Genomic DNA, 20,945 nt, shown 5'->3' with positions numbered 1-20,945 from the left:
AGATTTGCGTAGGAAGGAGAGATGCTTAAGATGGATATGCCAAAATACAAAACCTGTAAACACAGTACCGGCAGAGTAGGGGAGCTGATCGTATACGTCCACCCGACCTGTCCGAGGCTGTCAATGATAAAGGGCACCTTATGCAGCAGTAAGATTCGCTGTCGGGAGTGCAGGAGCTGGGAGGCGAGGAAATGATAGATGTAATCGTTGCAATGGGTGTTGGCGTGCTGATCGGAGCCTTCGGTGTGATCGCCTGGCTCCTGCATGATTAAAAACAGAGGTGAGCATGATGATTGAAATCATAAGCGTGGAGCAGAAAAGAGTGGCAGACCAGGAAGCTGCGGAAGCAATAAATATAATTAAGCGGTATTGTGATTGCAGATACTGTTGTGACTGCGCTATCCGGAAAATATGTCAAGAGTATTTTGATAACAGCGATGCATATCCAGATGACTGGCCAGAAGTGGAGGTGCCAGATGATTGATGAAAAGAGAGTGCTGCAGGTTGCCAGAGAATTAAGTATGAACCCGGATAAGGCAAGGAAGCTCTTGGAGGATGCCAGATCAGAACCGGCAATCCTGGCACAGGTACATAGATATGAACAGCTTGTGGGAGGTGACAGAGATGGACAAGACGGTACTGGAGCAGTATGTGGAGCTGAAGGAAGAAAGCAAAGACCTACATAACCGCATAGACCGGGACAGGCGCAGGCTGGTCAAGATCGAGAATGAGGGTGTTGTATCTGATACCGTAAAAGGAACCAGAAAGGATGGAACCTTCGGTCCGATCAAGATAACCGGCTATCCTTTTCCAGAAGTTGATCAGGTGAAGGGTATGATCAAAAAGCGGGTAACAAAGCTTCACATACTGGAAGATGAACTGCAGGACGCACTGAATGCAGTAGATGATTTTATCCGGGAAATCCCACAAAGCGATCTGAGAATGATGTTTCGTTTTTATTACCTGGATGATATGACATGGGTGGCGGTAGCAGCAAACATGAACAGCCGGTTTCCGAAACGGAAATATACAGAAGACAGCTGCAGAAAGCGTCATGACCGATATCTTGAAAAAATATTATAAAATTTTCAAAATGTCCGGTCATGTCCGCTTCGGTTATGGTAGTATGTATACTGGGATTGGCGAAAAGATTTCATTAAGCTCCTTATTAAGTGATTGCCAGGTGTCACAGCCTGGCGTTTGATTTGGTTAGTACCAGACCAAGGCCAAAGGTACTGTTACTGCTTAGTAGGTAAGCGGCGGCATTATTATTTCCACGAAATGTGAAAAACGTTTACGACAGGGTTGGATCCACCTTGGACGATACCAAGGGTGCACGTCCATCTCGGAACACCTCCCCGATTGGGAGGGAGCATGAGCCGTTCATCCGAGCCGCAGGTTCGAGTCCTGGTGTTCCGATTTAGCTCCTCATAATACTATTTCTAGAAAGACATCTGACTTTTGTGGTTGGGTGTCTTTTTTGCGCAAAAGTAACTCTTTTTGTTGCATTACATTTAAAAGCGTGTATAATGAGGATATAAACGAAAGAAGAGGTGTGGGGATGCCAAGTTGGGGAGAAGTATTAAATGAACTTAGAAACGCGGAGAATCCATTAGATGTAATGCGTAGAAAATACTTACAAACGATGCACAAATATACAGGACGTAATATAATAACGTATTATTCAGCATTCATTCAGAAGCCAGGAATAGAAGGAACTGGAATAGATGATAACGATAAAAATGCGTTTATGCAGGCTGTGTGCGGACTGGATAGAAGTAAAGGCCTTGATTTGATTCTGCATACTCCTGGAGGTGGAATTGCTGCCACAGAGTCCATTGTTTATTACTTGAAAAAACTATTCGGCAATGATATAAGAGTATTTGTTCCGCAAATGGCAATGTCTGCGGGAACTATGATAGCTTTATCTTCTAAACAAATTGTAATGGGAAAACAGTCTAATTTGGGTCCAATAGATCCTCAATTTGGTGGAATGTCTTGTGCTGCAATAATTGAAGAATTTGAAGAAGCCGTTAAAGACGTGACTGATAATCCTGCTGCCGCTAAGGTTTGGAGTCCGATTATTGGAAAATATCATCCAACGTTTATTGGGGATTGCAAAAAAGCAATTGACTGGTCAGAAACAATCGTAAAGGAATGGCTCATAGAGAATATGTTTGCAGAATATAAAGACAAAAAGCAGCGTGCAAATAAGGTGCTTAGAACTTTGTCTAGCCATAATAAAACATTTTCTCATTCTAGACATATTCATGTAGATGAATTAAAGGCTCTAGGATTGGATATTATAGAGCTTGAAGGGTTGGATGACCGCTCTATTGATGATTGCAAAGATTTGCAGGATTGTGTATTAACACTACACCATTCCTATATGCAAACAATTTCATCATCAGATGCTGTAAAAATAATCGAAAATCATAACGGTGAAGCTATGATAATGGCTAAGAAGAGGAGGAGCTAGTTATGGAGAATTATGAAATTCAATACCAAAAAATTGTAAACGGTTTTTCCCCTGCAAAATATTCTACCCCAGAAGAACAAGGCAAGGCGATTAAAAGATGTAGCATATTAAAGAATGTTGAAATTGAGTATAATCCTGTTAATAAAACACAGAATAAAGAGTTTTACATTTAATTAAAAAATACACACGCAACACACCAACAACATCAAGGCAGCTCTTCGGGGCTGCTTTTGTTGTACCAAAAAACGACGAATAGAGGTGATGAGACATGGCCAGAGCGCCGGATCCAAGAATTGAACAGGCGAAGGCCATGTGTTTGAAAGGCATGAAATTAGTTGAGATTGCAAGTCAACTGAATCTGCCGGAAGGTACTGTTCGAAGTTGGAAAAATAGATATAAATGGGATTGCAACGTTGCAAAAGAAAAACGCAACGTTGCAAAAAGGAAAAAGGGTGGTCAGCCAGGCAATCAAAATGCAACCGGTCCGCCGGAGAATAAGAATGCAGTTAAGACAGGAGAGTTTGAGACTCTCTTTTTTGATTGCTTAGAACCAGATGAGCAGAAGCTGATCCAGGCAGTACAGCCGGATAAAGAGCAGCTGCTTCTGCAGGAGATTCAGCTGCTGACTGTCCGGGAACGGAGGATGTTAAAGCGGATTGAAGCCCTGAAACTCCTGGAGCAGACTTCGGATCCGGAAGATGACCAAGGAGAGGATGAGCTTGAAAAAGCACCTCCCGGAATGTCTGTTACAAAGTACAAATCTGGAATGGAGAAAGGCAAGCCAACACTCCTGAGGGAATACGAAGGAATCCTTGGTCAGATCCAGTCCATTGAGGATGCGTTGACCAGAGTCCAGGCCAGACGCCAGAGGGCAATTGAAGCCCTGCATAAGTTTGGCTATGATGATGCTCATCTGGAGCTTGAAACTATGAAGTTCGAGCTGGAGCTTCTGAAACAGGATGGACAGAACGAGGACAATACGGATGACGGTTTCCTGGAAGCCATGAATGCTTCTGCCGAAAATGTCTGGGGTGATGAGGATGTATGAGAAACTAAGCAGCCTTAAGAAGCGCCTGCAGCAGATGAAGCAGAACCGGACAACCAGACAGAACGGCCAGACATTTCACTTCTCTCCATTCTCAAAGAAGCAGAAACAGGTACTGACCTGGTGGTGCAAAGAATCCTCAGTCCATGACAAAGATGGAATCATAGCAGACGGAGCTATCCGATCAGGAAAGACCGTCAGCATGTCGCTGTCTTTTGTTATGTGGGCAATGAGCAGTTTTGCAGGTCAGAACTTTGCCATGTGCGGAAAGACAATCGGCTCCTTCCGGCGAAATGTTTTGTTCTGGCTGAAGCTCATGCTCCGATCAAGAGGTTACTCTATCACGGATCACAGAGCAGACAATCTGGTAGTTGTGCGGAAGAATAGTATTGAAAACTATTTCTACATCTTTGGCGGTAAAGATGAACGCTCTCAGGATCTTATTCAGGGTATTACACTGGCTGGTGTGTTCTTTGATGAGGTTGCACTGATGCCGGAATCCTTTGTCAACCAGGCAACAGGACGTTGCTCTGTGAAAGGCTCCAAGTTTTGGTTTAACTGTAACCCGGACGGGCCGTATCACTGGTTCAAGGTCAACTGGATCGATAAAGCCACGGGCTACCTGGGAAAAGAACAGGTCAGAAAGATCCGCCAGAAGGCAAAAGCAGAAGGCAAGGATCCAGGACTGAAAGAGCTTCTGTATCTGCATTTCACCATGGATGACAACCTGTCCCTGGATGAAGAGGTAAAAGCCAGATACCGTAGCATGTACATTGGCGTATTCTTCAAGCGTTACATCCTGGGATTATGGGCAGCAGCCGAGGGCGTTATTTATGATATGTTTGATGAAGCCAGGCATGTCCGCGATATCAAGGATTTCTTTCAGCTTCTGATCAACGGCAACCGATATGTTTCCTGTGACTATGGTACTCAGAATGCAACCGTCTTCCTGCTCTGGAACAAGGGACGAGATGGAGTCTGGTACTGCATCCGGGAATACTACTATTCTGGCCGAGACAAGGGCAGGCAGAAAACAGATTCTGAGTATGCGGATGACCTAAAAAAATGGCTGGATGGCACGAAGATAAAAGCAATCATCGTGGATCCATCTGCAGCTTCCTTCATTGCAGAGCTCCGCAAGCGCGGGTACAAAGTGCTGAAAGCCAACAATGATGTGTTGGATGGAATCCGCCTAGTGGGAATGCTGCTGAATTTGGAACTGCTGAAATTTGCCAGTTCCTGTACAGAAACCATAAAAGAATTTGCTTCCTACATCTGGGATGAAAAAGCCCTGGAACGTGGGGAGGATAAGCCAGTTAAGCAGCACGATCATAGCTGTGACGCTGTACGTTACTTTGTGAGCACAGTGCTTGGCAGCAGGGTAGCGAGACTTCGAGAAATAAGTAGGTGAGAACAATGTATATATTTACAATTCCAAGAGAAAAATTTGACGAGCGGGCACCGGACAAAAGGATCATCCGTCAGCTGATCAGTAAGCACATCAGCCAGGTTGAAGATCTGAAAAAGAACATGGCTTATTACCAGGGCAAACATAAGATTCTGGAAGATGCCAAGCGGGAAAACAGGCTGGTATGCAACCATGCAAAGGACATTTCAGACACAGCCAGCAGTTATTTTATCGGAAATCCGGTTACTTATAAGTCTGATGCCGATATAAAGGATTTGACAGATGCACTGGAAACAGCGGGGGCAGATGAGACTGACGGTGATAATGGTCTGGATCTTTCCATCTATGGCCTGGCTTACGAATATGTGTATGTGAAGGAAAATGAAAATAATCTACTGACCAAGAACCTGTCTCCGGAAAATACGTTCATGGTAAAAGATGACAGCATAGAGGAAAACGAGCTCTTTGCTGTTTATTATTATGTCCGGAAAGATGATTCGGGGACGGGACCGGAGCATTATATTGCAACCGTGCTGACGCCGAATTACAAGTATGAGCTGGATATCCAAAATAATGAAGTACCACAGCTGACAACAGAACTGCCAGCCCCCCATTACCTGGGAGAAATCCCGATTATTGAGTATCTGAACAATAAGCTTGCCATTGGGGACTTTGAGCTTCAGATCCCTCTGATCGACGCTTACAACGCGCTGATGAGCGACCGTATCACAGACAAGGAGCAGTTTATTGATGCAATCCTTGCCATTTATGGCACGCTGCTCTCAGATGAGGATGAATCTGGTACGGAAGAGGAAAATCAGAACATCAAAATGGCAAAAGAAAGGCTGAAAAAGTACAAGGTGCTTGAAATGCCTGATACAGCTAAGGCGGAATATCTGACCAGGACGTTTGATGAATCCGGAGTGGAAATCCTAAAAAAAGCTATTGAACAGGATATTCATAAATTTTCCCATATTCCCTGTATGTCAGATGAATCCTTTGGTGGAAATGTGTCTGGTGTGGCTATGGAGTTTAAGCTCCTGGGAATGGAGAATATCACCAAGATAAAGACCAGATATTACAGAAAAGGTTTAAGAAAGCGCATTCGGATTTTTTGCAATTATCTGGCACTCCATGGTAAGAGTGTGGATCCGGCCGGAATCACAATGACCTTTACCAGGGCACTGCCGAAGAATTTGTTGGAGATCTCCCAGATTGTGGCAAACCTGTGGGGAAAAGTAAGCAGAAAAACACTACTGTCCCAGGTACCATTTGTGGATGATGTGGACGAGGAACTGAAAGCTTTGGATGAAGAGACAGAAGAGAACCTGAAACGGCAGCAGGAGGTCTTTGGCATGCAGGAGAACACACCACCGCAAGATGATAATCCGGATCACAAGGAACCAGGTAAATCTGAAAAGGATGATGCTGAATGAGCAACTACTGGGAAAGACGCGCCGTGTGGGACTTATACAAGAATCTGGATGATGCGGAAGCCACAGCTGATCTGATCGCAAAAGTGTACAGAAGTGCTTCCATGAATCTGACTTACGCTGCGAAAGATATATTTGAAAAATATATGACAAAGCACAAATTGTCAGAGACAGAAGCCCGACGGTTATTGGATACCTTACAGGATAAGACTTCTCTGGATGAACTTCTGCGGACACTGAAGAATAAAGATTATTCAGAAAAAACCAAGCAGGAGCTTGTCCAGAAACTGGAATCTCCGGCATACCGTGCAAGGCTTGAAAGACTCCAGGATGTTATGCAGCAGGTAGATAAGCTGATGGAAAATGTCTACCACCAGGAGCAGCAGTTTGATACCAGTTTCCTACGTGATCTGGGAGAAAAGGCTTATTACCAGTCTATTTACAATGTCCAGAAGCGTACTGGGCTTGGTTTCAGCTTTTCCCATATCAGCCAGAAACAGGTTGACCAGGTGTTACAGATGAACTGGTCTGGAAAGCATTACTCAAAGCGTATCTGGAAGAACACAGAAAATCTGGCGCAGACATTGAAAGAAGAAATGCTGGTCAGTCTTCTCACAGGCCGTACTGATCGGGAAACAGCACAGATTATTGAATACAAGTTTGGGGCGGGAGCTATCCAGGCAAGACGGTTGGTGAGGACAGAGAGCTGCTTTGTAGCTGGTGAGCTTACCGCCAGGGCTTATGAGGAGTGCAGCGTAGAGAAATACCGGTATCTCGCAACCCTGGACTTACGTACCAGTGAGATCTGTCGGAGTCTGGATGGAAAAGTCTTTTTACTGCCAGAGAGGCAAGCGGGAAAGAACTATCCGCCCATGCATCCCTGGTGCCGTTCTACAACCATTAGTATTATTGATGAAAAAACTCTCGCCCGGATGAAAAGAAGCGCCTATAACCCGGCTACAGGCCGTATAGAGAAGGTGCCAGCGAATATGACCTATGACCAGTGGTATGAGAAATACGTGAAAGGGAATGCCAAAGCTGAGGCGCAGGAGAAAGCTGCTAAGAACAGTGCATCAGACCGGGAACAGTATGAACGCTATCAGAAAGCCCTGGGAAAAGAAATTCCAAAAAGTTTTGCAGGATTCCAGGAAATCAAGTATAATGAACCTGAGAAATGGAGATTTATGAATCTGGATTACCAGAGAAGGAATGAGCTTCTGCAGCATCCAGAGTTGAAACTGCCGAATGCAGAAAACGCAATTTTGCCAGAGCCTAAGTTTACGAAATATCTGTTTGATGAGAACAGTGAGAAAGGTTATCCTAAGGGCAGAGCCTTTACAGATCGCTTGGGTTATGGAATAGATAATTGGCAGAAACTTCAGAAAGCGTTGAAAGAAGGCACAACGCAGTATCCGGCCACGTTCAAAGGAAATGAAGGATTTGGTGATAGATATGAACAGAAAATGGTTTTGTATGGCCTTAAGGACACACCAGCAAATGTAATTGTTGCATGGATCAAAAAGGCTGATGGCACAACAAAGCTGACAAGTACGTACATTAAGGAGGCGAAGTAAATGCATATAAAAGAATTTGATACAGTCCTTCTGAAAGATGGACGGAAGGCAGCAGTTGTTGAGATATTAGATGATACACATTTCCTTGTGGATGTAGGGGATTCGCCTGCTGACTGGGATACTATTAACGCAACTATGGATGATATAGAAAAGGTAATTTCTAACTAACAATTGTTAATACCGTTACAAAAAGATTATGATGAACAGGCAGAACGGGCAGCATTTATGATGATCCGAATGCTGGACATTAAAGTAAAACAGAAATATTGACTATTAGGAGAGCTTGGAAACAGGCTCTCTTTTAATATGCAAAATTTGCGCCGGCGCAAGAGGAGGTGAGAACCATGAAAATAAAAGCAATCAAGCGTTACAGCGACATCCGTCTGCATAAGGTAATCGAACCTGGTACCGTCCTGGATGTGGACGAGGCCAGAGCAGATCACCTGGTGAAGGAAGGTATGGCTGAAATCGTGAAGGAACCAGCTAAGACCGCACAGAGAAAGGAATAGGTGATCCAATTATCTCCCTCTGGGACGCAGGGTGACGCGTCTTATTTTTATGCTCCGAAACGAGGGTAAACTAGAAAATCTGAAACGAATGGCCCGGGCCCTGAAAGGGAATAGGCTGGGCGGAAAGGATAGACATGAGAAATAGAATTGTAAAAGCATTTTGTAAAGTACCAATGAACCTGCAGCTTTTTGCAGAAGGAGGAGACGGCGCTGGGGCTGATGGCGGCAATGGCGGTGGATCTGGCGAGGGCGCAGGCGGTGAAGGTGGAGCTGGTGGAGATATCCCTCCATCTTTTGATGACTTCCTGAAAACAGGCGGCAACCAGGCGGAGTTTGACAGACGTGTCCAGAAGGCGGTCAATACGGCAGTGACAAAAGCCCAGGAGAAGTGGCAGGCACTGGCGGATGATAAGCTTTCCGAAGCCGAGAAGCTCGCCAAGATGACAAAGGAAGAAAAAGCGCAGTACATGCAGCAGAAAAGAGAAAAGGAACTTACTGACAGAGAGGCAGCAATCACACGCAAGGAGCTGATGGCAGAAGCCAAGAACACCCTTGCCAGTGACGGGCTTCCCCAGGAGCTTGCAGAGGTGCTGGATTATTCGGACGCTGATACCTGCAAGAAATCCATGGAGAAAGTCAAGGAAGTGTTCCAGAGAGCTGTAGAGACTGCAGTGGAGGAAAAGCTGAAAGGCGGCAAGCCTCCGAAGAAGGCAACAGGCGGTGACGCACAGAAAGCCCTGGAAGAGCAGGTGTATAACATCATGATGGGCAATAATTAAAGGAGAGTGAATAAATTATGGCAATTAACACATTAGCAGCTGCAACCTTATTTATGACTATGCTGGATAAGGTCGCAGTACAGGAAGCAACAACCGGATGGATGGACGCCAATGCGGGACGCGTGATCTATAACGGTGGAAATGAAGTAAAGATCCCGAAAATGTCCCTTCAGGGAATGGGAGATTATGACAGGGATAACGGATATACACAGGGCTCCGTTACTCTGGGTTATCAGACAAAAACAATGACTCAGGATCGTGGGCGTCTGTTCAATCTTGATCCAATGGATATCAACGAGGCGAACTTCATTCCAACAGCGTCTGCTGTTATGGGTGAGTTCCAGAGAATGCACGTAGTTCCGGAGATTGACGCTTACCGTATCTCTAAAGTGGCTACAGAGGCAATCACAGCAGAAAAGGCAGGAATGGTGGATTATGGTTACACTCCGGGAGCCACTGGAACTTCTGCGCTCAGAGCTTTTAAAGAAGGTATCAAGGCGGTACGGGATAACTATACCGGACCTCTTGTATGCCAGGCAACTACTGATTTTATCATGGAGCTGGAACTGGAACTTGCTGGAAAAATTACTGCGACAACCTTTTCCAAAGGCGGCATTGACACACAGGTTCCTTCTGTGGATCGCGTGCCGATTATTCCAACATCCTCTAACCGTATGTATACTTCTATCAAGATCAATGATGGAAAGACAGAGGGGCAGAAACAGGGCGGTTATGAAAAGGGAGCCACCGCAAAGAATGTCAACTTCTTTATCTGCCCGGTAACCACACCAATTGCGATCACAAAACAGGATGTCATGAGAATCTTTGATCCGTTAGTAAACCAGAAATTAAACGCATGGCAGCTGGATTACCGTAGATTCCATGATATCTGGATCCTGGAGAACAAACTGGATTCCGTTTATGTGAATATCAAGGAGGCAAAAGCATGAGAGTGATCAGAGAAAATGTGGAACGCGAAGTGGATGCTTCCAAGTGCGAGCAGCTGCTCAAAGATGGCTATAAGCTGGTAGAGACTTCCGGGGATTCCAAAAAGGAATCCTCAGAGGCAAAAGCTCCTGGAGACCTTGACGGCATGAGCCTGGCAGAGCTTCGGGCTGTTGCCAAGGAAAAAGGTCTTTCCGGTTATTCCAGTCTGAGCAAAGAAGAACTGCTTGGTGTCCTGAAAGGGTGATTTGATTGACGGATGAAGAGAAAGTAAAAGCCATAGAGCGTTTGAAAATTCTTACCGGCAACAATGATGAGAAACTGATTGGAGTGTTGATTGACGAGGCAGAAGCGTTTGTTCTGGGGTATACCAACCGAATCAGGCTTGTTACCGGACTTGAGAAAGCTGTGCGCGATCTTGCTGTGATTGCCTTGAACCGTCTGGGAACAGAGGGCGAGACAGGCAGAAGTGAAGGCGGTGAGTCCTATTCTTTCGACAATGCTCCCAGGCAGATTTATGATGTACTGAACCGTTTCCGGCTAGCCAGAGTGGGAGGCAGAACCTATGAGACTAAGACAAAGCAGACTTGAGACTTATTATCACAGAAAACGGATGGTAAAAAAGGACAAAGAGGGCAGCACTTACGAAGAGTACAGTGCTGCCAGTTCTTTTTCTGGGGAATCCTGGCCTGCTTCAGGGAAAGTCCAGGCGCAGCAGTATGGACAGCGACTTGGGTACATCCGTAATGTGAAAATTGATGGAGGATATGCCATCAAGCCGGATGAAAATGGACGGTTGCATTACATTCTGGATAATGGTATTGATTTGATGGAACTGGATGGAATTTGCCTGTTCGTCGGTGAGAATACTGAGCCGGATTACAGGATTGTTGCAATTAAATCATACCGTTTTCTGACGCTGGAGGTGGAACGGACATGAGCGCGGAAGGTCTGGATGAACTGGAAATAAAGTTGGATCAGCTGGAAGATGTAGATCTGAATAAAGCAATCGGGAATGCTATCCAAACTGTACGAAGCACAGCCGTTATGAATGTACATGTGGATACAGGGGAACTCAGGCAGAGCATTTATGCAGAAGTGGAAGATAACGGCGATACGGTAACTGGTGTCTGTTGGACAAATAAACCTTATGCGACCTATCTGGAATTTGGTACCGGACCGAAAGGTCAGGAGAACCATGCAGGCATTTCACCAGAGATTACGCCAGCCTATACGCAGAATCCCTGGTGGATCCATGAAAGTCAGGTGGATAGGCGTGTGGCTGAGAAATACCATTGGTTTTACCTGGATACTCCAGATGGACGCTTTTATCTGTGCACTGGACAGCCCGCCTATCCGTTCATGTATCCGGCGTTAAAAGACAGTCAGGATCAGATCCTGGAGGGAATGAAAGCTGATTTTTCAGCTGCTATAAAGGAGAGCATTAAATGAAAAATGTAAAAGATGAAGTATTCGCGGCACTGCTCACTGTTTCAGAGCATGTGTCTGATACATACCCGAAAGAGTGGGCAGGGAATGAACCAACCATTCAGTTTACCGAAGAAGACAACAGCGTCTTTGAAGGCAGTGGAAGTGCGGAAGGAATGAGAGAAGATAAATCCAAGGTACGGTACCGCATTGATATCTGGGATCTTAAAAATACCTCACCAACTGCGGTTGCTGTAGATAAGGCTGTGTCCGCTCTTGGGTTAAAGCGTATCGGCTGTGCAGATGTTCCGGATCCATCCGGCATGAAGCATAAGCAGATGAGGTACGAAGGAATTATTGATATGGATTCAGACCAGGTATACTGGCTGAATTAAGAAAGGAGATCGAAGCATGTTAGCAAATGGTGCAAAGTTAGGATATAAAAAGAAATCTGAAGCAAGCTCCGCGTATAAAGACCTTCCGGGATTGAAAGAGATTCCGGAGCTTGGTTCTGAGCCGGAAAAAGTAGAAAATACAACTCTTACAGACCCTCATAAGATGTATGAGCTTGGAATTGGTGACTTACCAGATATGGTGTATAAGTACAAGTACGATAACACTAAGGCAGACAGTCCGTATCGTGTTATGCGTCAGGCGGCAGAGGACAAAGAAGTATTAAGTTTTGAAGAGTCAGATATAGATGGCACCAAAATCCAGTATGACGCACAGGTCTCCGTAAAACGTACTGGTGGAGGCGTCAACGGTGTGATCGAGTTCGAACTGACTATGATCGTGCAGTCTGATATTGTATACGTGGATCCGGCATAAGGAGGTAGCACATGGAGAGTTTAGGCGGATTAAATGATGTGTCCGAAAAGGACGAGATGAAAGAGGAAAAGGTTGTAAACCTGGATGAAGAGAAAAAGAAGCGCAAGCCCTTCTGGTACTGGACAGTAAAAGGCAGGGATTACAGACTGAAACTGAAAGCTTCTACAATTGGCAAGCTGGAGAACAAGTATCGCCAGAATATTATGAACCTGGTGGAAGACATGCCCTCCCTGTCGGTCATGCTGACTATTATTCAGGCGGCTATGGAGCCCTGGGAGCATGGAATTGATTACCCGGATATCCAGAAGATTTACGATTCCTGGACAGAGGAAGGTGGAAACCAGGTTGATCTGTTCAAAAAGGTGGTAATCCCTACCCTGGTGGTTTCGGGTTTTTTCCCGGAGAAACAGGCTCAGAGCATCATGGAGGAGCTGGAGAACCAGTAAAGACAACCTCAGAGTTTCTGAGCGAATTGTACCCATATGCCCTTGATGCAGGTATTTCCATTGACCTGTTTTGGAATTCTTCTGTAAATGAGATCATAGACATGCTGGAAAGCTACGGCAGACGGAAAGAGCAGGAACGTAAGCTGAAAATTCAGGACGATTTCATTATAGCAGAAGTGATTGCACTTAATATCCTGGCACCTGTTGCTGGTGATAAAGAGGCAATGCCCCATCCCTGGGATTATTATCCCAGTTTCTTTGAAGCAGAGAAAAAGTCCTGGGAAGAGAATCAGCTGAAACAGCAGATAGAAGATTATAGGGAACGAAGAAAAGCATATATTGCAGAAGTAAACAGACGAAGGCAGTTAGGCTTATAACCCGACTGCCAGTTTTTATGCCCTGAGGAGGTGAAATGAATGGCAGACGATAAGAATCTTGCAACCTTAAAGGTTACCGTGACAGCGGATAAGAGCCCATTGAAAAAAGCACTGGACAGTGCCAAACAGGACACTGCGAAAAGTACATCGCAGATCCAGGGGATGCTGCAGAAAATCAGAAAAACAATGTCCTCTGTTTCTTTAAAGGGAATGGTAAAAGACTTTCAGATAAAATCCGGGATAAAGGTTCCAACGCAGGAGTTTCAGGAGCTTCGGGAGGAAGCAGGCCAGGCAAGAGATGCTTTGGCTGATTTACTTGAAAAGCAGAAAAAACTGGAGGCACTTGGTGTCAAAGAACAGAGTAGGGAATGGAAATCATTGCAATATGACATCGAAAAGGCAAAGAATGCCGTTGAAGGATATAAAACTGAGATGTCAGAGATGAAAGCAAATGGTGCGGATGTAGAGAGAACGGTATCTCTTCCAAAGCAGGCAATGGGATTGGGAAAATCAGTTGTCGGCGGAATTGGTAAGGTAGCAGGTCTCGGTGCATCAGCGGTTTCGAAAGGCTGGGGTGGACTGGTAAGAATCCTTGGCGGAGTCACCTCTGCATTTTCAAAAGTAGGCGGTGTGATCAGACGTACATCTGGTTTATTCGGTGCACTGATTCAGAAATTCACAAGCGGAATTCCTATCCTAAACCGGTTCACTGGTGGAGTAAAAGACAATGGCAGTTCCTTTGGCGGCGGACTGAAAAATCTGCTGAAGTATTCCTTGGGAATTCGAAGCCTGTTTGCCTTGGTGAACAAGCTACGGAGTGCACTGGTGGATGGATTCAAAAATCTGTCTCAATACAGCGGGGATACCAATAACAGCCTTTCCATGCTGATGTCTTCCTTGACTCAGCTGAAAAATGCTTTTGCAGCAGCATTTGCACCGGTACTGAATACTGTGGCACCAATCCTGAATGCAGTAATCCAGAAAATCATTTCTGTGGTAAATGCAATTGGACAGCTTACCAGTGCTTTGACCGGCGCCGGTACCTTTATCAAAGCCAAACAGCTGAACCAGAACTATGCTGCAAGTCTTGACAAGAACACAAAGAGTGCCAACAAGGCAAATGATGCAAATAAAAAGCTGCAGCGCACACTTCTTGGGTTCGACCAGATCAATAAACTGGATGATACGTCCGGTTCCAGTTCTTCTGACAGTGCCGGTACTGGCGGCCTTACTGGAAAGGACATGTTTGAGACACTGAATGTTTCAAACGAAATGAAAGCACTTGCAGCGCAGATCAAGGAAGCCTGGAGAAATGTTGATTTTACCGAAATTGGCAGAATAGTCGGACGCAAGCTGAATTCAGCATTGCAGAACATTCCATGGGATTCTATTCAGAATACCTGCAACCGGATTGCAAAGAGCACAGCTACATTCCTGAATGGTTTCATAGAGGCTACGGACTGGAATTTAGTTGGGAATACGCTATCCCAGGGAATCAACACGGTATTCGGAACTGCTAATACCTTTGCTGAGAATTTCAACTGGGGAAGCTTGGGAAATGCCGTAGGAAACGGTATCAATGGGGCTCTTGGCGGTCTTGACTGGAATCTGATCAATGAGACGGTCTTTAATATTGCAAAAGGTATTACGGATGGACTGAACGGATTTATCCAGACAACAGACTGGGGACTGGTAGGGCATTCGCTTGGAAGCGGGATTAATACAGTTATAGGTTTTATTCATACTGCAATAGAGAATTTTGACTGGATCGGAACCGGTAATGCATTGTCTGAATTTGTAAACAGCGCGATCCAGACGGTTGACTTTGCTGGCATTGGAGATACATTCTCCGATGGCTTGAAAGGTCTGCTGGATTTTGGAATAACTGCTCTTGAAGGGATTGACTGGTACCAGCTGGGAGAAAAAGTCTGGGAAGGTCTTGCGGCAATTGACTGGAATGGAATCGCAGACCGTACTTTTGAACTGATCGGTGCGGCCTTTGGAGGTCTTGCGGCTTTCTTGGGAGGCGTAATCAGCGAAAAAGTGCAGGAGGCAAAGCAGTATTTCCAGAAGAAGATTGAAGAGTGCGGTGGAAATGTAGTCGAGGGTATTTTCAAAGGTATTGTTGATGGTGTGAAGGGAATCGGTACCTGGATCAAGCAGCATATCTTTGATCCATTTATCGATGGTTTCAAAAATGCATTCGGAATCCACAGTCCATCGACAGTCATGGCTGAACAGGGTGGCTTTATTATTTCAGGACTCCTGAAAGGTCTGAAGGATAATATCGGTTCTGCCTTAACCTGGATTGGGAAAATTCCAGGAAGGGTGAAGGACAAGCTGTCAGATGCCAAGGACTGGCTGGTTGAGACTGGCGGAAATGTTTTATCTGGTTTAAAAGATGGATTGAGTGAAAAATGGGACAGCATAGGGGACTGGTTTCAGGATCTTCCAAATAAGATCAGCAATGCAATCCCAGATTTGTTCAATACCGGAAAAAATGCAATCCAGAACTTTGCCAGTGGATTTGGTTCCGTACATATTCCGCTACCGCATGTTTCCGTATCCTGGAATAAACACAACGTAGGTCCTGTGAGTTTCTCTACACCAAGCTTTGGATTGAGTTGGTATGCCAAAGGCGGTTTCCCAGAGAACGGTGAAATGTTCATGGCACGCGAGAGCGGCCCTGAGTTGGTCGGCCGAATGGGAAGCAAAAATGCCGTTGCCAACAATAATCAGATTATCGAAGGTATCCGTGCCGGTGTATATGATGCTGTGGTAAATGCGCTGGAGAGCAGATCACAGTCCAAAGACAGAGAGACAGAGATCCATATTTACCTGGAAGGTGATGCAGACAAGCTGTTTAAAATTGTCCGAAAAAAGGGACAGCAGTATCAGAAATCTACTGGGAAACCAGTATTTAGTTAGGAGGTGGTCGGTTGAGTGACTTTGTAAGCAGTGGAACAACTACTACAAAAACATCTTCAGATATTGAAATTGATGGAGTACCAATGCCAGGTCTTAAGCTGAATGGTCTTACCGTGACCAAAGAAAAAATATGGTCAAAAAATACCGGACGTGCAGCCAATGGCGAGATGGTGGGAGACCTGATTGCGATTAAATATACTTTGAAATGCAGCTGGCCGCCGCTGACAAGAGAGCAGGCAGTGGTGATTGATAAAGCCGTTTCCCCTGCTTTTTTTAATGTGACTTTCCTGGATCCAGGGACAAATACCAAAGTAACAAAAAGATTTTATGCAGGCGCTCCAGCCTACCCTGTATATACTTACCGTAAAGGTGTGAAGACGTACCAGGGTGTGGCTGTGGACCTGATTCAAAAATAGGAGGAAACCAAAATGTTAAAAGGAACAAAATCAGTATCCATGAATTTCAACAGCATGATCAACGGCAGACCTGTGGTCTACATGTCTGCACAGATCCCGGAAGCTGGGAACGCAAGCACCAGTATTACCGTCCAGGACCGCGACTTGTACGAGGCAAACAGGGCAGAGTGCAGAAAAGACATTGAAGCATTTAACCAGTTAGTCTATGCAGCTGAGGACGAGCGTGTAACAGGAGGTACCGCAGATGAAACTGAAAAATAAAGACATATTAAATTTTGTCAATGGCTGTGCTTCCTTACGGGAGAAGCGGCTGCCGGTAAAGCTTGGCTATGCGATCAAGAAGAACCTGGCAGCAGTCAGTGATGCAGCCAATGCCTATGACGCAGAGCGCCAGGAACTGCTTGAGAAATACGTAGCAAAAGGCGAAGATGGAAAGTTCCTGGTTGAGAACGGGCAGTATTCTATTGAGGACAAAGAGGGCTTTGCAAAAGACCTGGATGAGCTTCTGGCGATTGAGACAGAGGTTGGCATCCATACTGTTTCTGAGGAAGAGATTGAGAAATGTGACGATCCGCGTTATGATGCCCTGACAGTGGCTGACCTGGAAACACTTGAGATCATGACTGAGTAGGAGGTGGTCCTGTGTATCAGTCTTCAGAAGCTTTTGGAAACCTGGTGCTACAGGATTCCCGAACTTTTAAAGCACTCATCACCTATGATGATGTATCCATAACAAATGCGAAAAGCATTAAGTTTACTGGCGGAGCAGAAGGGGAGGATGATTTTTCCCTTGGCTCCACAGTGAGCCAGTACGTTACCATCACAATTCCGGATCCGGGAAAAGCCATTGAGGGGCATGAGCTCCTGGTCCAGATTGGAATGGAAGTGAATGGTCTGGTGGAATACATCCCCATGGGATATTTCACGCCTGGAAAACCATCCAGAAATGAAGAACAGATTGAGTTTACAGCTTATGACCGGATGATGAAAACAGAGCGTGCATTCTCTATGGATGGAGACAGTACGGATACGGCGGCGGTTCTGAAAAGAATCCAGGAAATCACAGGGGTGATGGTTGTAACAGACGGTCTTTCCGGCATTTCCATGAAAGTTCCGAAAGGTTACAGCTGCAGGGAGGTTCTTTCTTACGCAGCACAGCTTCATGGCCGTTTTGCAGTATGTAACAGAAACGGACAGATTGAACTGCATAGCTACGTGGACAGCGGTTATACGGTCAGCACCGGCAGATACTGGGATTCTTTTGAACATAACGATTACCTGTTCCAGGTGGAAAAGCTTACCTGTTACACTGGCCAGGATGAAGAAGGGAAAGATGTTTCTGTTTCATCTGGAGACGGACCAAGGGCAGTGATCTTTTCCAATCCGTTTATGACACAGGATACCCTGGACAAAGTGATGGATTCCCTGAAAGGTTTTTCCTATATGCCAGGTTCCCTACGGATGATGGGAGACCCACGGCTGGATCCGTGGGACGTCCTCACCGTGGAAGACAGAAAAGGGGGCTCCTACAAGGTTCCACTGATGAAACTGGAAAGGGAGTATGATGGCGGTTTTACGGATTCTGTGGAGGCTGTAGGTTTATCAGAAGATGAAACAAATGCAAACTGGAAAGGTCCTGCCACAAAAGAAATGGAGCGGTATTATGCACAGCTGGTGATGATCGACCACGCTATGATCAACAAGCTGGATGTGGATACTGCCAATTTGAAATTTGCAACAATCCAGAATCTGAATGCGGTCAATGCGACGGTACAGAACCTGGATGCAGAGTTTGGAAGCTTCAGGGATCTGACTGCTACAAATTTTACTGCCGCCAATGCAAAGATCAATATCCTGGATTCCAGTTATGCCAATATCAAAACTCTGCTTGCAGGTGGTGCCGGTGTGGGGGATTTGCAGAACATCCACCTTACTTCCCAGAATGCTGTGATTGACTCTGCACTGATCAGAACTGCAGTTATGCAGACGGTCACGGTCGGGGATCTTTTAAGCGGCACTATTTCCACCAATAAATTTATGATTACATCTGACGATGGCGGGATTAAGATCCAGGGGGCAACCCAGCAGTGGAGGGACGCAGACGGAACTGTCCGGATGCAGGCAGGCCTGGACGCAACCGGGGATTTTACCTTTTCTTTGTTTGATAAGACCGGAAAAGGGATTCTTTTGGATTCCACAGGCGTGAAGCCTGGAGCTATCGCGGATGGTCTGATCGTGAATAAGATGGTGGCAGATAACGCAGCCATTGCCGGCACTAAGCTGGATATCCCTTCGGTGGTATCAGCCATCAATGGCAGCTCCCAGAGTATCAAGAGCAGCCGGATCTGGTTTGACGATCAGAACCAGAGCCTGAACCAGTTATACAGCCAGATGAATACCAACATTGTCAGTGCTTCTACGACTGCATCCAATGCCGCCAGTACCGCAAATGCCGCCAGCAACACAGCAAATGCAGCTTCTGACGCGGCGAAGAAAGCCCTGGACACTTTGTCCGGGATTTCCACCCTGGATGCAATCGGGGCTTCCCTGGACAATGATGCGCATGTGGTCCATACCTATACGGATGGTTCCGGTGGGGATTACAGCAGCTGTCATACCACTTTTTTCGTGTATCTGGGCGATACGGATGTTTCCGATCACATTGACCAGATTACGGTGAAAGCTTCTGAAGGAGTAAACGGTACCTGGAATCCGAAAACCAGAACGTATCAGGTCACAGCAATGACTTCTGACAACGGCTACGTGGATATTTCGGGGCTTTACGGACTGGAAGGGAAAGTTCTTCTGGTCGGTGGAAAAGGGCTTGTTGTAGGCGGTAAAACGCTTGTTGTAAAGTCAATGGGCTCCTGGATCACCAAGAGATTTTCCATCAGCAAGGCAAAGGACGGAAAGATTGGTCTCAGTTATGACCTTCGTGTCAGCAGCCAGGTGATCCGGAAACAAAAGGACGGAAAGACTCTGGTTCCGGAAAGCGTGACTTTCTCAGCATTTAAGAATGACAATGGGATCATCAGCAGCTATTCCGGAATTTTTCAGATTGAGGAATCAAAAGACAATGGAAAAACCTATGTTTTGAAGTATGGTTCTTCATCTGCTGAGATCATGAAGATATATGCTCCCTCCGGAGCTGACGTGAACATGATCCGCTGTACCTTATATGATGCGTTAGGAGCCCAGAATCTGGATACCCAGACCGTCATGCTCCTGGCAGATGCGGAAGGGCTGGCTGATGATATCAAAGCCGCCCAGAATACCGCAGACCAGGCAAAAGCTGCCATTGTTACGACAAACCAGAAAGTAGCCAACATTGAGACAAGCGTGGACGGTTTGAAGATGAATCTGTCCGAGACAACTACAGACCTACACGGTCTGGTGGGAAATTCACTTCTGTACAATGTCCGCTATCATGATAACGAAGACGGCACTACAACTGTGACTGCAGTTGTGTACCAGAATGGAAGCGAGGTCACAAAGAATTATCCGGCAGCATGGTTTTCCTGGCGTAAAAAGACTGAAAGCGGTGAGAGCTTCCTGGGTTACGGCTACAGTATCAAAGTAAAGAATGAAGATTACATGTTTGGCGGTGTGGTGATCGGACGATTTACCACATACAAGACTGCAGCACTCATAGTAGGCGGCAAACTCCTTGTGATCGGAGGGAAAGCTGTCAATCTGAATGTAGATGCGGTATGAAGAAAGGAGATTAAGCTATGGCATTACCACAGGACGGCCAGGACGCAAACGGCCTCACAAAAGTAACACAGATTCCCGCAGGGAAAGAATTGATGTTCATCGATCCCACCACGAACGAGGGTGGGATTATTACGTTGGAGGATTTGACGAAGCAGATTTTGAATGGACTCGCTTCACAGGCATTTGCCCTGGATGCCGGACAGAAGACGATAATACAGGCATTGAACACACTAAATAGTGACTCGCTTCCCAATATTGCCGAGAGAATTACACAAATGCCGGATGGAACTAAGGCAAAATTATTAAGTGTTGGAGGAACAAGTGTTAACGTGGGAAATACTGGTGAGAAAATTCCAGCATGGTCTTTTGGAATTTTTTTACCTTCTACATACGGCTCTGACGCTTGCGCAATTTTTGCTAATACTAATCAAATCACTGTAGCCTATAAGTCAAGTAATAATTGGGTATCGTGTAAAAAGATTTTGTATTAAGAAACAAGCTTTTTCCACTCATTCCAAGACAATGATCTGTTAATATCTGTTTCTACAGATTTTAAAACAGTCACATTTAAAAGCAAATCTCTTGAATGGCTTCATGGAATGGTATTATCATCAGGCGACAATCTGACGATTACTT

Annotated in this window: 27 protein-coding genes; all 27 read left to right on the top strand. The window is 45.6% G+C overall.

Annotation, left to right across the window (positions count from 1 at the left end; translation table 11 throughout):
- Nucleotides 1-286: 286 nt before the first annotated feature.
- Nucleotides 287-484, top strand: coding sequence for a hypothetical protein (locus ACESTK_RS19745; protein WP_373120579.1), 198 nt, complete (start codon nucleotides 287-289; stop codon nucleotides 482-484).
- A complete protein-coding gene (locus ACESTK_RS19740; protein WP_373120578.1) occupies nucleotides 477-686 on the top strand; it encodes a hypothetical protein in 210 nt (69 codons plus the stop codon). Before ACESTK_RS19745 ends, ACESTK_RS19740 begins: the two co-directional genes overlap by 8 nt.
- Entirely contained in the window at nucleotides 625-1,083 is a 459-nt protein-coding gene (locus ACESTK_RS19735; protein WP_373120576.1) for a hypothetical protein, read from the top strand. The genes ACESTK_RS19740 and ACESTK_RS19735 overlap by 62 nt, the downstream gene beginning before the upstream one ends.
- A 478-nt stretch (nucleotides 1,084-1,561) precedes the next feature.
- Nucleotides 1,562-2,479: a hypothetical protein gene (locus ACESTK_RS19730; protein ID WP_373120574.1), complete on the top strand. Its 918-nt coding sequence runs from the start codon at nucleotides 1,562-1,564 to the stop codon at nucleotides 2,477-2,479.
- 2 nt (nucleotides 2,480-2,481) lie between these two features.
- The gene (locus tag ACESTK_RS19725) at nucleotides 2,482-2,652 is read left to right on the top strand and encodes a hypothetical protein (protein ID WP_373120572.1); all 171 of its coding nucleotides are present in this window, start codon (nucleotides 2,482-2,484) and stop codon (nucleotides 2,650-2,652) included.
- A 95-nt stretch (nucleotides 2,653-2,747) separates the two neighbouring features.
- On the top strand, nucleotides 2,748-3,527 hold the full coding sequence (gene terS, locus ACESTK_RS19720) for a phage terminase small subunit (protein ID WP_373120570.1): 780 nt from the start codon (nucleotides 2,748-2,750) through the stop codon (nucleotides 3,525-3,527).
- Between the two features lie 34 nt (nucleotides 3,528-3,561).
- A complete protein-coding gene (locus ACESTK_RS19715) occupies nucleotides 3,562-4,935 on the top strand; it encodes a PBSX family phage terminase large subunit (protein WP_373120580.1) in 1,374 nt (457 codons plus the stop codon).
- A gap of 5 nt (nucleotides 4,936-4,940) precedes the next feature.
- A complete protein-coding gene (locus tag ACESTK_RS19710) occupies nucleotides 4,941-6,368 on the top strand; it encodes a phage portal protein (protein ID WP_373120569.1) in 1,428 nt (475 codons plus the stop codon).
- Entirely contained in the window at nucleotides 6,365-7,939 is a 1,575-nt protein-coding gene (locus tag ACESTK_RS19705) for a minor capsid protein (protein WP_373120567.1), read from the top strand. The genes ACESTK_RS19710 and ACESTK_RS19705 overlap by 4 nt, the downstream gene beginning before the upstream one ends.
- On the top strand, nucleotides 7,940-8,107 hold the full coding sequence (locus tag ACESTK_RS19700) for a hypothetical protein (protein ID WP_195699460.1): 168 nt from the start codon (nucleotides 7,940-7,942) through the stop codon (nucleotides 8,105-8,107).
- Between the two features lie 176 nt (nucleotides 8,108-8,283).
- Complete coding sequence (locus tag ACESTK_RS19695) at nucleotides 8,284-8,448, top strand: hypothetical protein (RefSeq protein WP_373120565.1); 165 nt, start codon at nucleotides 8,284-8,286, stop codon at nucleotides 8,446-8,448.
- Nucleotides 8,449-8,582: 134 nt separating this feature from the next.
- Nucleotides 8,583-9,227, top strand: coding sequence for a DUF4355 domain-containing protein (locus tag ACESTK_RS19690; RefSeq protein ID WP_373120563.1), 645 nt, complete (start codon nucleotides 8,583-8,585; stop codon nucleotides 9,225-9,227).
- 17 nt (nucleotides 9,228-9,244) lie between these two features.
- Complete coding sequence (locus ACESTK_RS19685; RefSeq protein ID WP_373120561.1) at nucleotides 9,245-10,177, top strand: hypothetical protein; 933 nt, start codon at nucleotides 9,245-9,247, stop codon at nucleotides 10,175-10,177.
- Nucleotides 10,174-10,419, top strand: a complete 246-nt coding sequence (locus ACESTK_RS19680; RefSeq protein ID WP_373120559.1) for a Rho termination factor N-terminal domain-containing protein — start codon at nucleotides 10,174-10,176, stop codon at nucleotides 10,417-10,419. The genes ACESTK_RS19685 and ACESTK_RS19680 overlap by 4 nt, the downstream gene beginning before the upstream one ends.
- 5 nt (nucleotides 10,420-10,424) lie before the next feature.
- The gene (locus tag ACESTK_RS19675) at nucleotides 10,425-10,763 is read left to right on the top strand and encodes a phage head-tail connector protein (RefSeq protein WP_368357059.1); all 339 of its coding nucleotides are present in this window, start codon (nucleotides 10,425-10,427) and stop codon (nucleotides 10,761-10,763) included.
- Nucleotides 10,738-11,112 (top strand): hypothetical protein, encoded by a 375-nt coding sequence (locus ACESTK_RS19670; RefSeq protein ID WP_368357060.1) that lies wholly within the window; start codon nucleotides 10,738-10,740, stop codon nucleotides 11,110-11,112. The genes ACESTK_RS19675 and ACESTK_RS19670 overlap by 26 nt, the downstream gene beginning before the upstream one ends.
- A complete protein-coding gene (locus ACESTK_RS19665) occupies nucleotides 11,109-11,624 on the top strand; it encodes an HK97-gp10 family putative phage morphogenesis protein (RefSeq protein ID WP_373120558.1) in 516 nt (171 codons plus the stop codon). Before ACESTK_RS19670 ends, ACESTK_RS19665 begins: the two co-directional genes overlap by 4 nt.
- Complete coding sequence (locus ACESTK_RS19660; RefSeq protein ID WP_373120557.1) at nucleotides 11,621-11,995, top strand: hypothetical protein; 375 nt, start codon at nucleotides 11,621-11,623, stop codon at nucleotides 11,993-11,995. The genes ACESTK_RS19665 and ACESTK_RS19660 overlap by 4 nt, the downstream gene beginning before the upstream one ends.
- Before the next feature lie 16 nt (nucleotides 11,996-12,011).
- The gene (locus ACESTK_RS19655) at nucleotides 12,012-12,428 is read left to right on the top strand and encodes a phage tail protein (RefSeq protein WP_195699452.1); all 417 of its coding nucleotides are present in this window, start codon (nucleotides 12,012-12,014) and stop codon (nucleotides 12,426-12,428) included.
- Nucleotides 12,429-12,439: 11 nt separating this feature from the next.
- Complete coding sequence (locus ACESTK_RS19650) at nucleotides 12,440-12,874, top strand: hypothetical protein (RefSeq protein ID WP_148463648.1); 435 nt, start codon at nucleotides 12,440-12,442, stop codon at nucleotides 12,872-12,874.
- Between the two features lie 26 nt (nucleotides 12,875-12,900).
- Nucleotides 12,901-13,251 carry a hypothetical protein gene (locus ACESTK_RS19645; protein WP_373120556.1) on the top strand — a complete coding sequence of 117 codons (351 nt, stop codon included), beginning with the start codon at nucleotides 12,901-12,903 and terminating at the stop codon, nucleotides 13,249-13,251.
- Nucleotides 13,252-13,290: 39 nt separating this feature from the next.
- A complete protein-coding gene (locus ACESTK_RS19640; protein WP_373120555.1) occupies nucleotides 13,291-16,179 on the top strand; it encodes a hypothetical protein in 2,889 nt (962 codons plus the stop codon).
- A gap of 11 nt (nucleotides 16,180-16,190) precedes the next feature.
- Nucleotides 16,191-16,595 carry a hypothetical protein gene (locus ACESTK_RS19635; protein WP_148463651.1) on the top strand — a complete coding sequence of 135 codons (405 nt, stop codon included), beginning with the start codon at nucleotides 16,191-16,193 and terminating at the stop codon, nucleotides 16,593-16,595.
- A 12-nt stretch (nucleotides 16,596-16,607) separates the two neighbouring features.
- Nucleotides 16,608-16,856 carry a hypothetical protein gene (locus tag ACESTK_RS19630; protein ID WP_373120554.1) on the top strand — a complete coding sequence of 83 codons (249 nt, stop codon included), beginning with the start codon at nucleotides 16,608-16,610 and terminating at the stop codon, nucleotides 16,854-16,856.
- The gene (locus tag ACESTK_RS19625; RefSeq protein ID WP_373120553.1) at nucleotides 16,840-17,226 is read left to right on the top strand and encodes a hypothetical protein; all 387 of its coding nucleotides are present in this window, start codon (nucleotides 16,840-16,842) and stop codon (nucleotides 17,224-17,226) included. The genes ACESTK_RS19630 and ACESTK_RS19625 overlap by 17 nt, the downstream gene beginning before the upstream one ends.
- Nucleotides 17,227-17,237: 11 nt before the next feature.
- On the top strand, nucleotides 17,238-20,309 hold the full coding sequence (locus ACESTK_RS19620) for a hypothetical protein (protein ID WP_373120551.1): 3,072 nt from the start codon (nucleotides 17,238-17,240) through the stop codon (nucleotides 20,307-20,309).
- A gap of 17 nt (nucleotides 20,310-20,326) precedes the next feature.
- Nucleotides 20,327-20,800 (top strand): hypothetical protein, encoded by a 474-nt coding sequence (locus ACESTK_RS19615; protein WP_373120550.1) that lies wholly within the window; start codon nucleotides 20,327-20,329, stop codon nucleotides 20,798-20,800.
- Nucleotides 20,801-20,945 lie beyond the last annotated feature (145 nt).

This window comes from Ruminococcus sp. Marseille-P328 (assembly GCF_964249465.1).
In the GTDB taxonomy this organism is placed as follows: domain Bacteria; phylum Bacillota; class Clostridia; order Lachnospirales; family Lachnospiraceae; genus Blautia_A; species Blautia_A faecis.
Note: the sequence above shows the minus strand (reverse complement) of the source record. Positions and strands in the feature narration are given on the sequence as shown.

Bases quoted from the DNA above. Each gene is read 5' to 3' on its own strand.
- ACESTK_RS19745 (WP_373120579.1), top strand. From the start codon at position 287: ATGATGATTGAAATCATAAGCGTGGAGCAGAAAAGAGTGGCAGACCAG.
- ACESTK_RS19740 (WP_373120578.1), top strand. From the start codon at position 477: ATGATTGATGAAAAGAGAGTGCTGCAGGTTGCCAGAGAATTAAGTATG.
- ACESTK_RS19735 (WP_373120576.1), top strand. From the start codon at position 625: ATGGACAAGACGGTACTGGAGCAGTATGTGGAGCTGAAGGAAGAAAGC.
- ACESTK_RS19730 (WP_373120574.1), top strand. From the start codon at position 1,562: ATGCCAAGTTGGGGAGAAGTATTAAATGAACTTAGAAACGCGGAGAAT.
- ACESTK_RS19725 (WP_373120572.1), top strand. From the start codon at position 2,482: ATGGAGAATTATGAAATTCAATACCAAAAAATTGTAAACGGTTTTTCC.
- terS (WP_373120570.1), top strand. From the start codon at position 2,748: ATGGCCAGAGCGCCGGATCCAAGAATTGAACAGGCGAAGGCCATGTGT.
- ACESTK_RS19715 (WP_373120580.1), top strand. From the start codon at position 3,562: ATGAAGCAGAACCGGACAACCAGACAGAACGGCCAGACATTTCACTTC.
- ACESTK_RS19710 (WP_373120569.1), top strand. From the start codon at position 4,941: ATGTATATATTTACAATTCCAAGAGAAAAATTTGACGAGCGGGCACCG.
- ACESTK_RS19705 (WP_373120567.1), top strand. From the start codon at position 6,365: ATGAGCAACTACTGGGAAAGACGCGCCGTGTGGGACTTATACAAGAAT.
- ACESTK_RS19700 (WP_195699460.1), top strand. From the start codon at position 7,940: ATGCATATAAAAGAATTTGATACAGTCCTTCTGAAAGATGGACGGAAG.
- ACESTK_RS19695 (WP_373120565.1), top strand. From the start codon at position 8,284: ATGAAAATAAAAGCAATCAAGCGTTACAGCGACATCCGTCTGCATAAG.
- ACESTK_RS19690 (WP_373120563.1), top strand. From the start codon at position 8,583: ATGAGAAATAGAATTGTAAAAGCATTTTGTAAAGTACCAATGAACCTG.
- ACESTK_RS19685 (WP_373120561.1), top strand. From the start codon at position 9,245: ATGGCAATTAACACATTAGCAGCTGCAACCTTATTTATGACTATGCTG.
- ACESTK_RS19680 (WP_373120559.1), top strand. From the start codon at position 10,174: ATGAGAGTGATCAGAGAAAATGTGGAACGCGAAGTGGATGCTTCCAAG.
- ACESTK_RS19670 (WP_368357060.1), top strand. From the start codon at position 10,738: ATGAGACTAAGACAAAGCAGACTTGAGACTTATTATCACAGAAAACGG.
- ACESTK_RS19665 (WP_373120558.1), top strand. From the start codon at position 11,109: ATGAGCGCGGAAGGTCTGGATGAACTGGAAATAAAGTTGGATCAGCTG.
- ACESTK_RS19660 (WP_373120557.1), top strand. From the start codon at position 11,621: ATGAAAAATGTAAAAGATGAAGTATTCGCGGCACTGCTCACTGTTTCA.
- ACESTK_RS19655 (WP_195699452.1), top strand. From the start codon at position 12,012: ATGTTAGCAAATGGTGCAAAGTTAGGATATAAAAAGAAATCTGAAGCA.
- ACESTK_RS19650 (WP_148463648.1), top strand. From the start codon at position 12,440: ATGGAGAGTTTAGGCGGATTAAATGATGTGTCCGAAAAGGACGAGATG.
- ACESTK_RS19640 (WP_373120555.1), top strand. From the start codon at position 13,291: ATGGCAGACGATAAGAATCTTGCAACCTTAAAGGTTACCGTGACAGCG.
- ACESTK_RS19630 (WP_373120554.1), top strand. From the start codon at position 16,608: ATGTTAAAAGGAACAAAATCAGTATCCATGAATTTCAACAGCATGATC.
- ACESTK_RS19625 (WP_373120553.1), top strand. From the start codon at position 16,840: ATGAAACTGAAAAATAAAGACATATTAAATTTTGTCAATGGCTGTGCT.
- ACESTK_RS19615 (WP_373120550.1), top strand. From the start codon at position 20,327: ATGGCATTACCACAGGACGGCCAGGACGCAAACGGCCTCACAAAAGTA.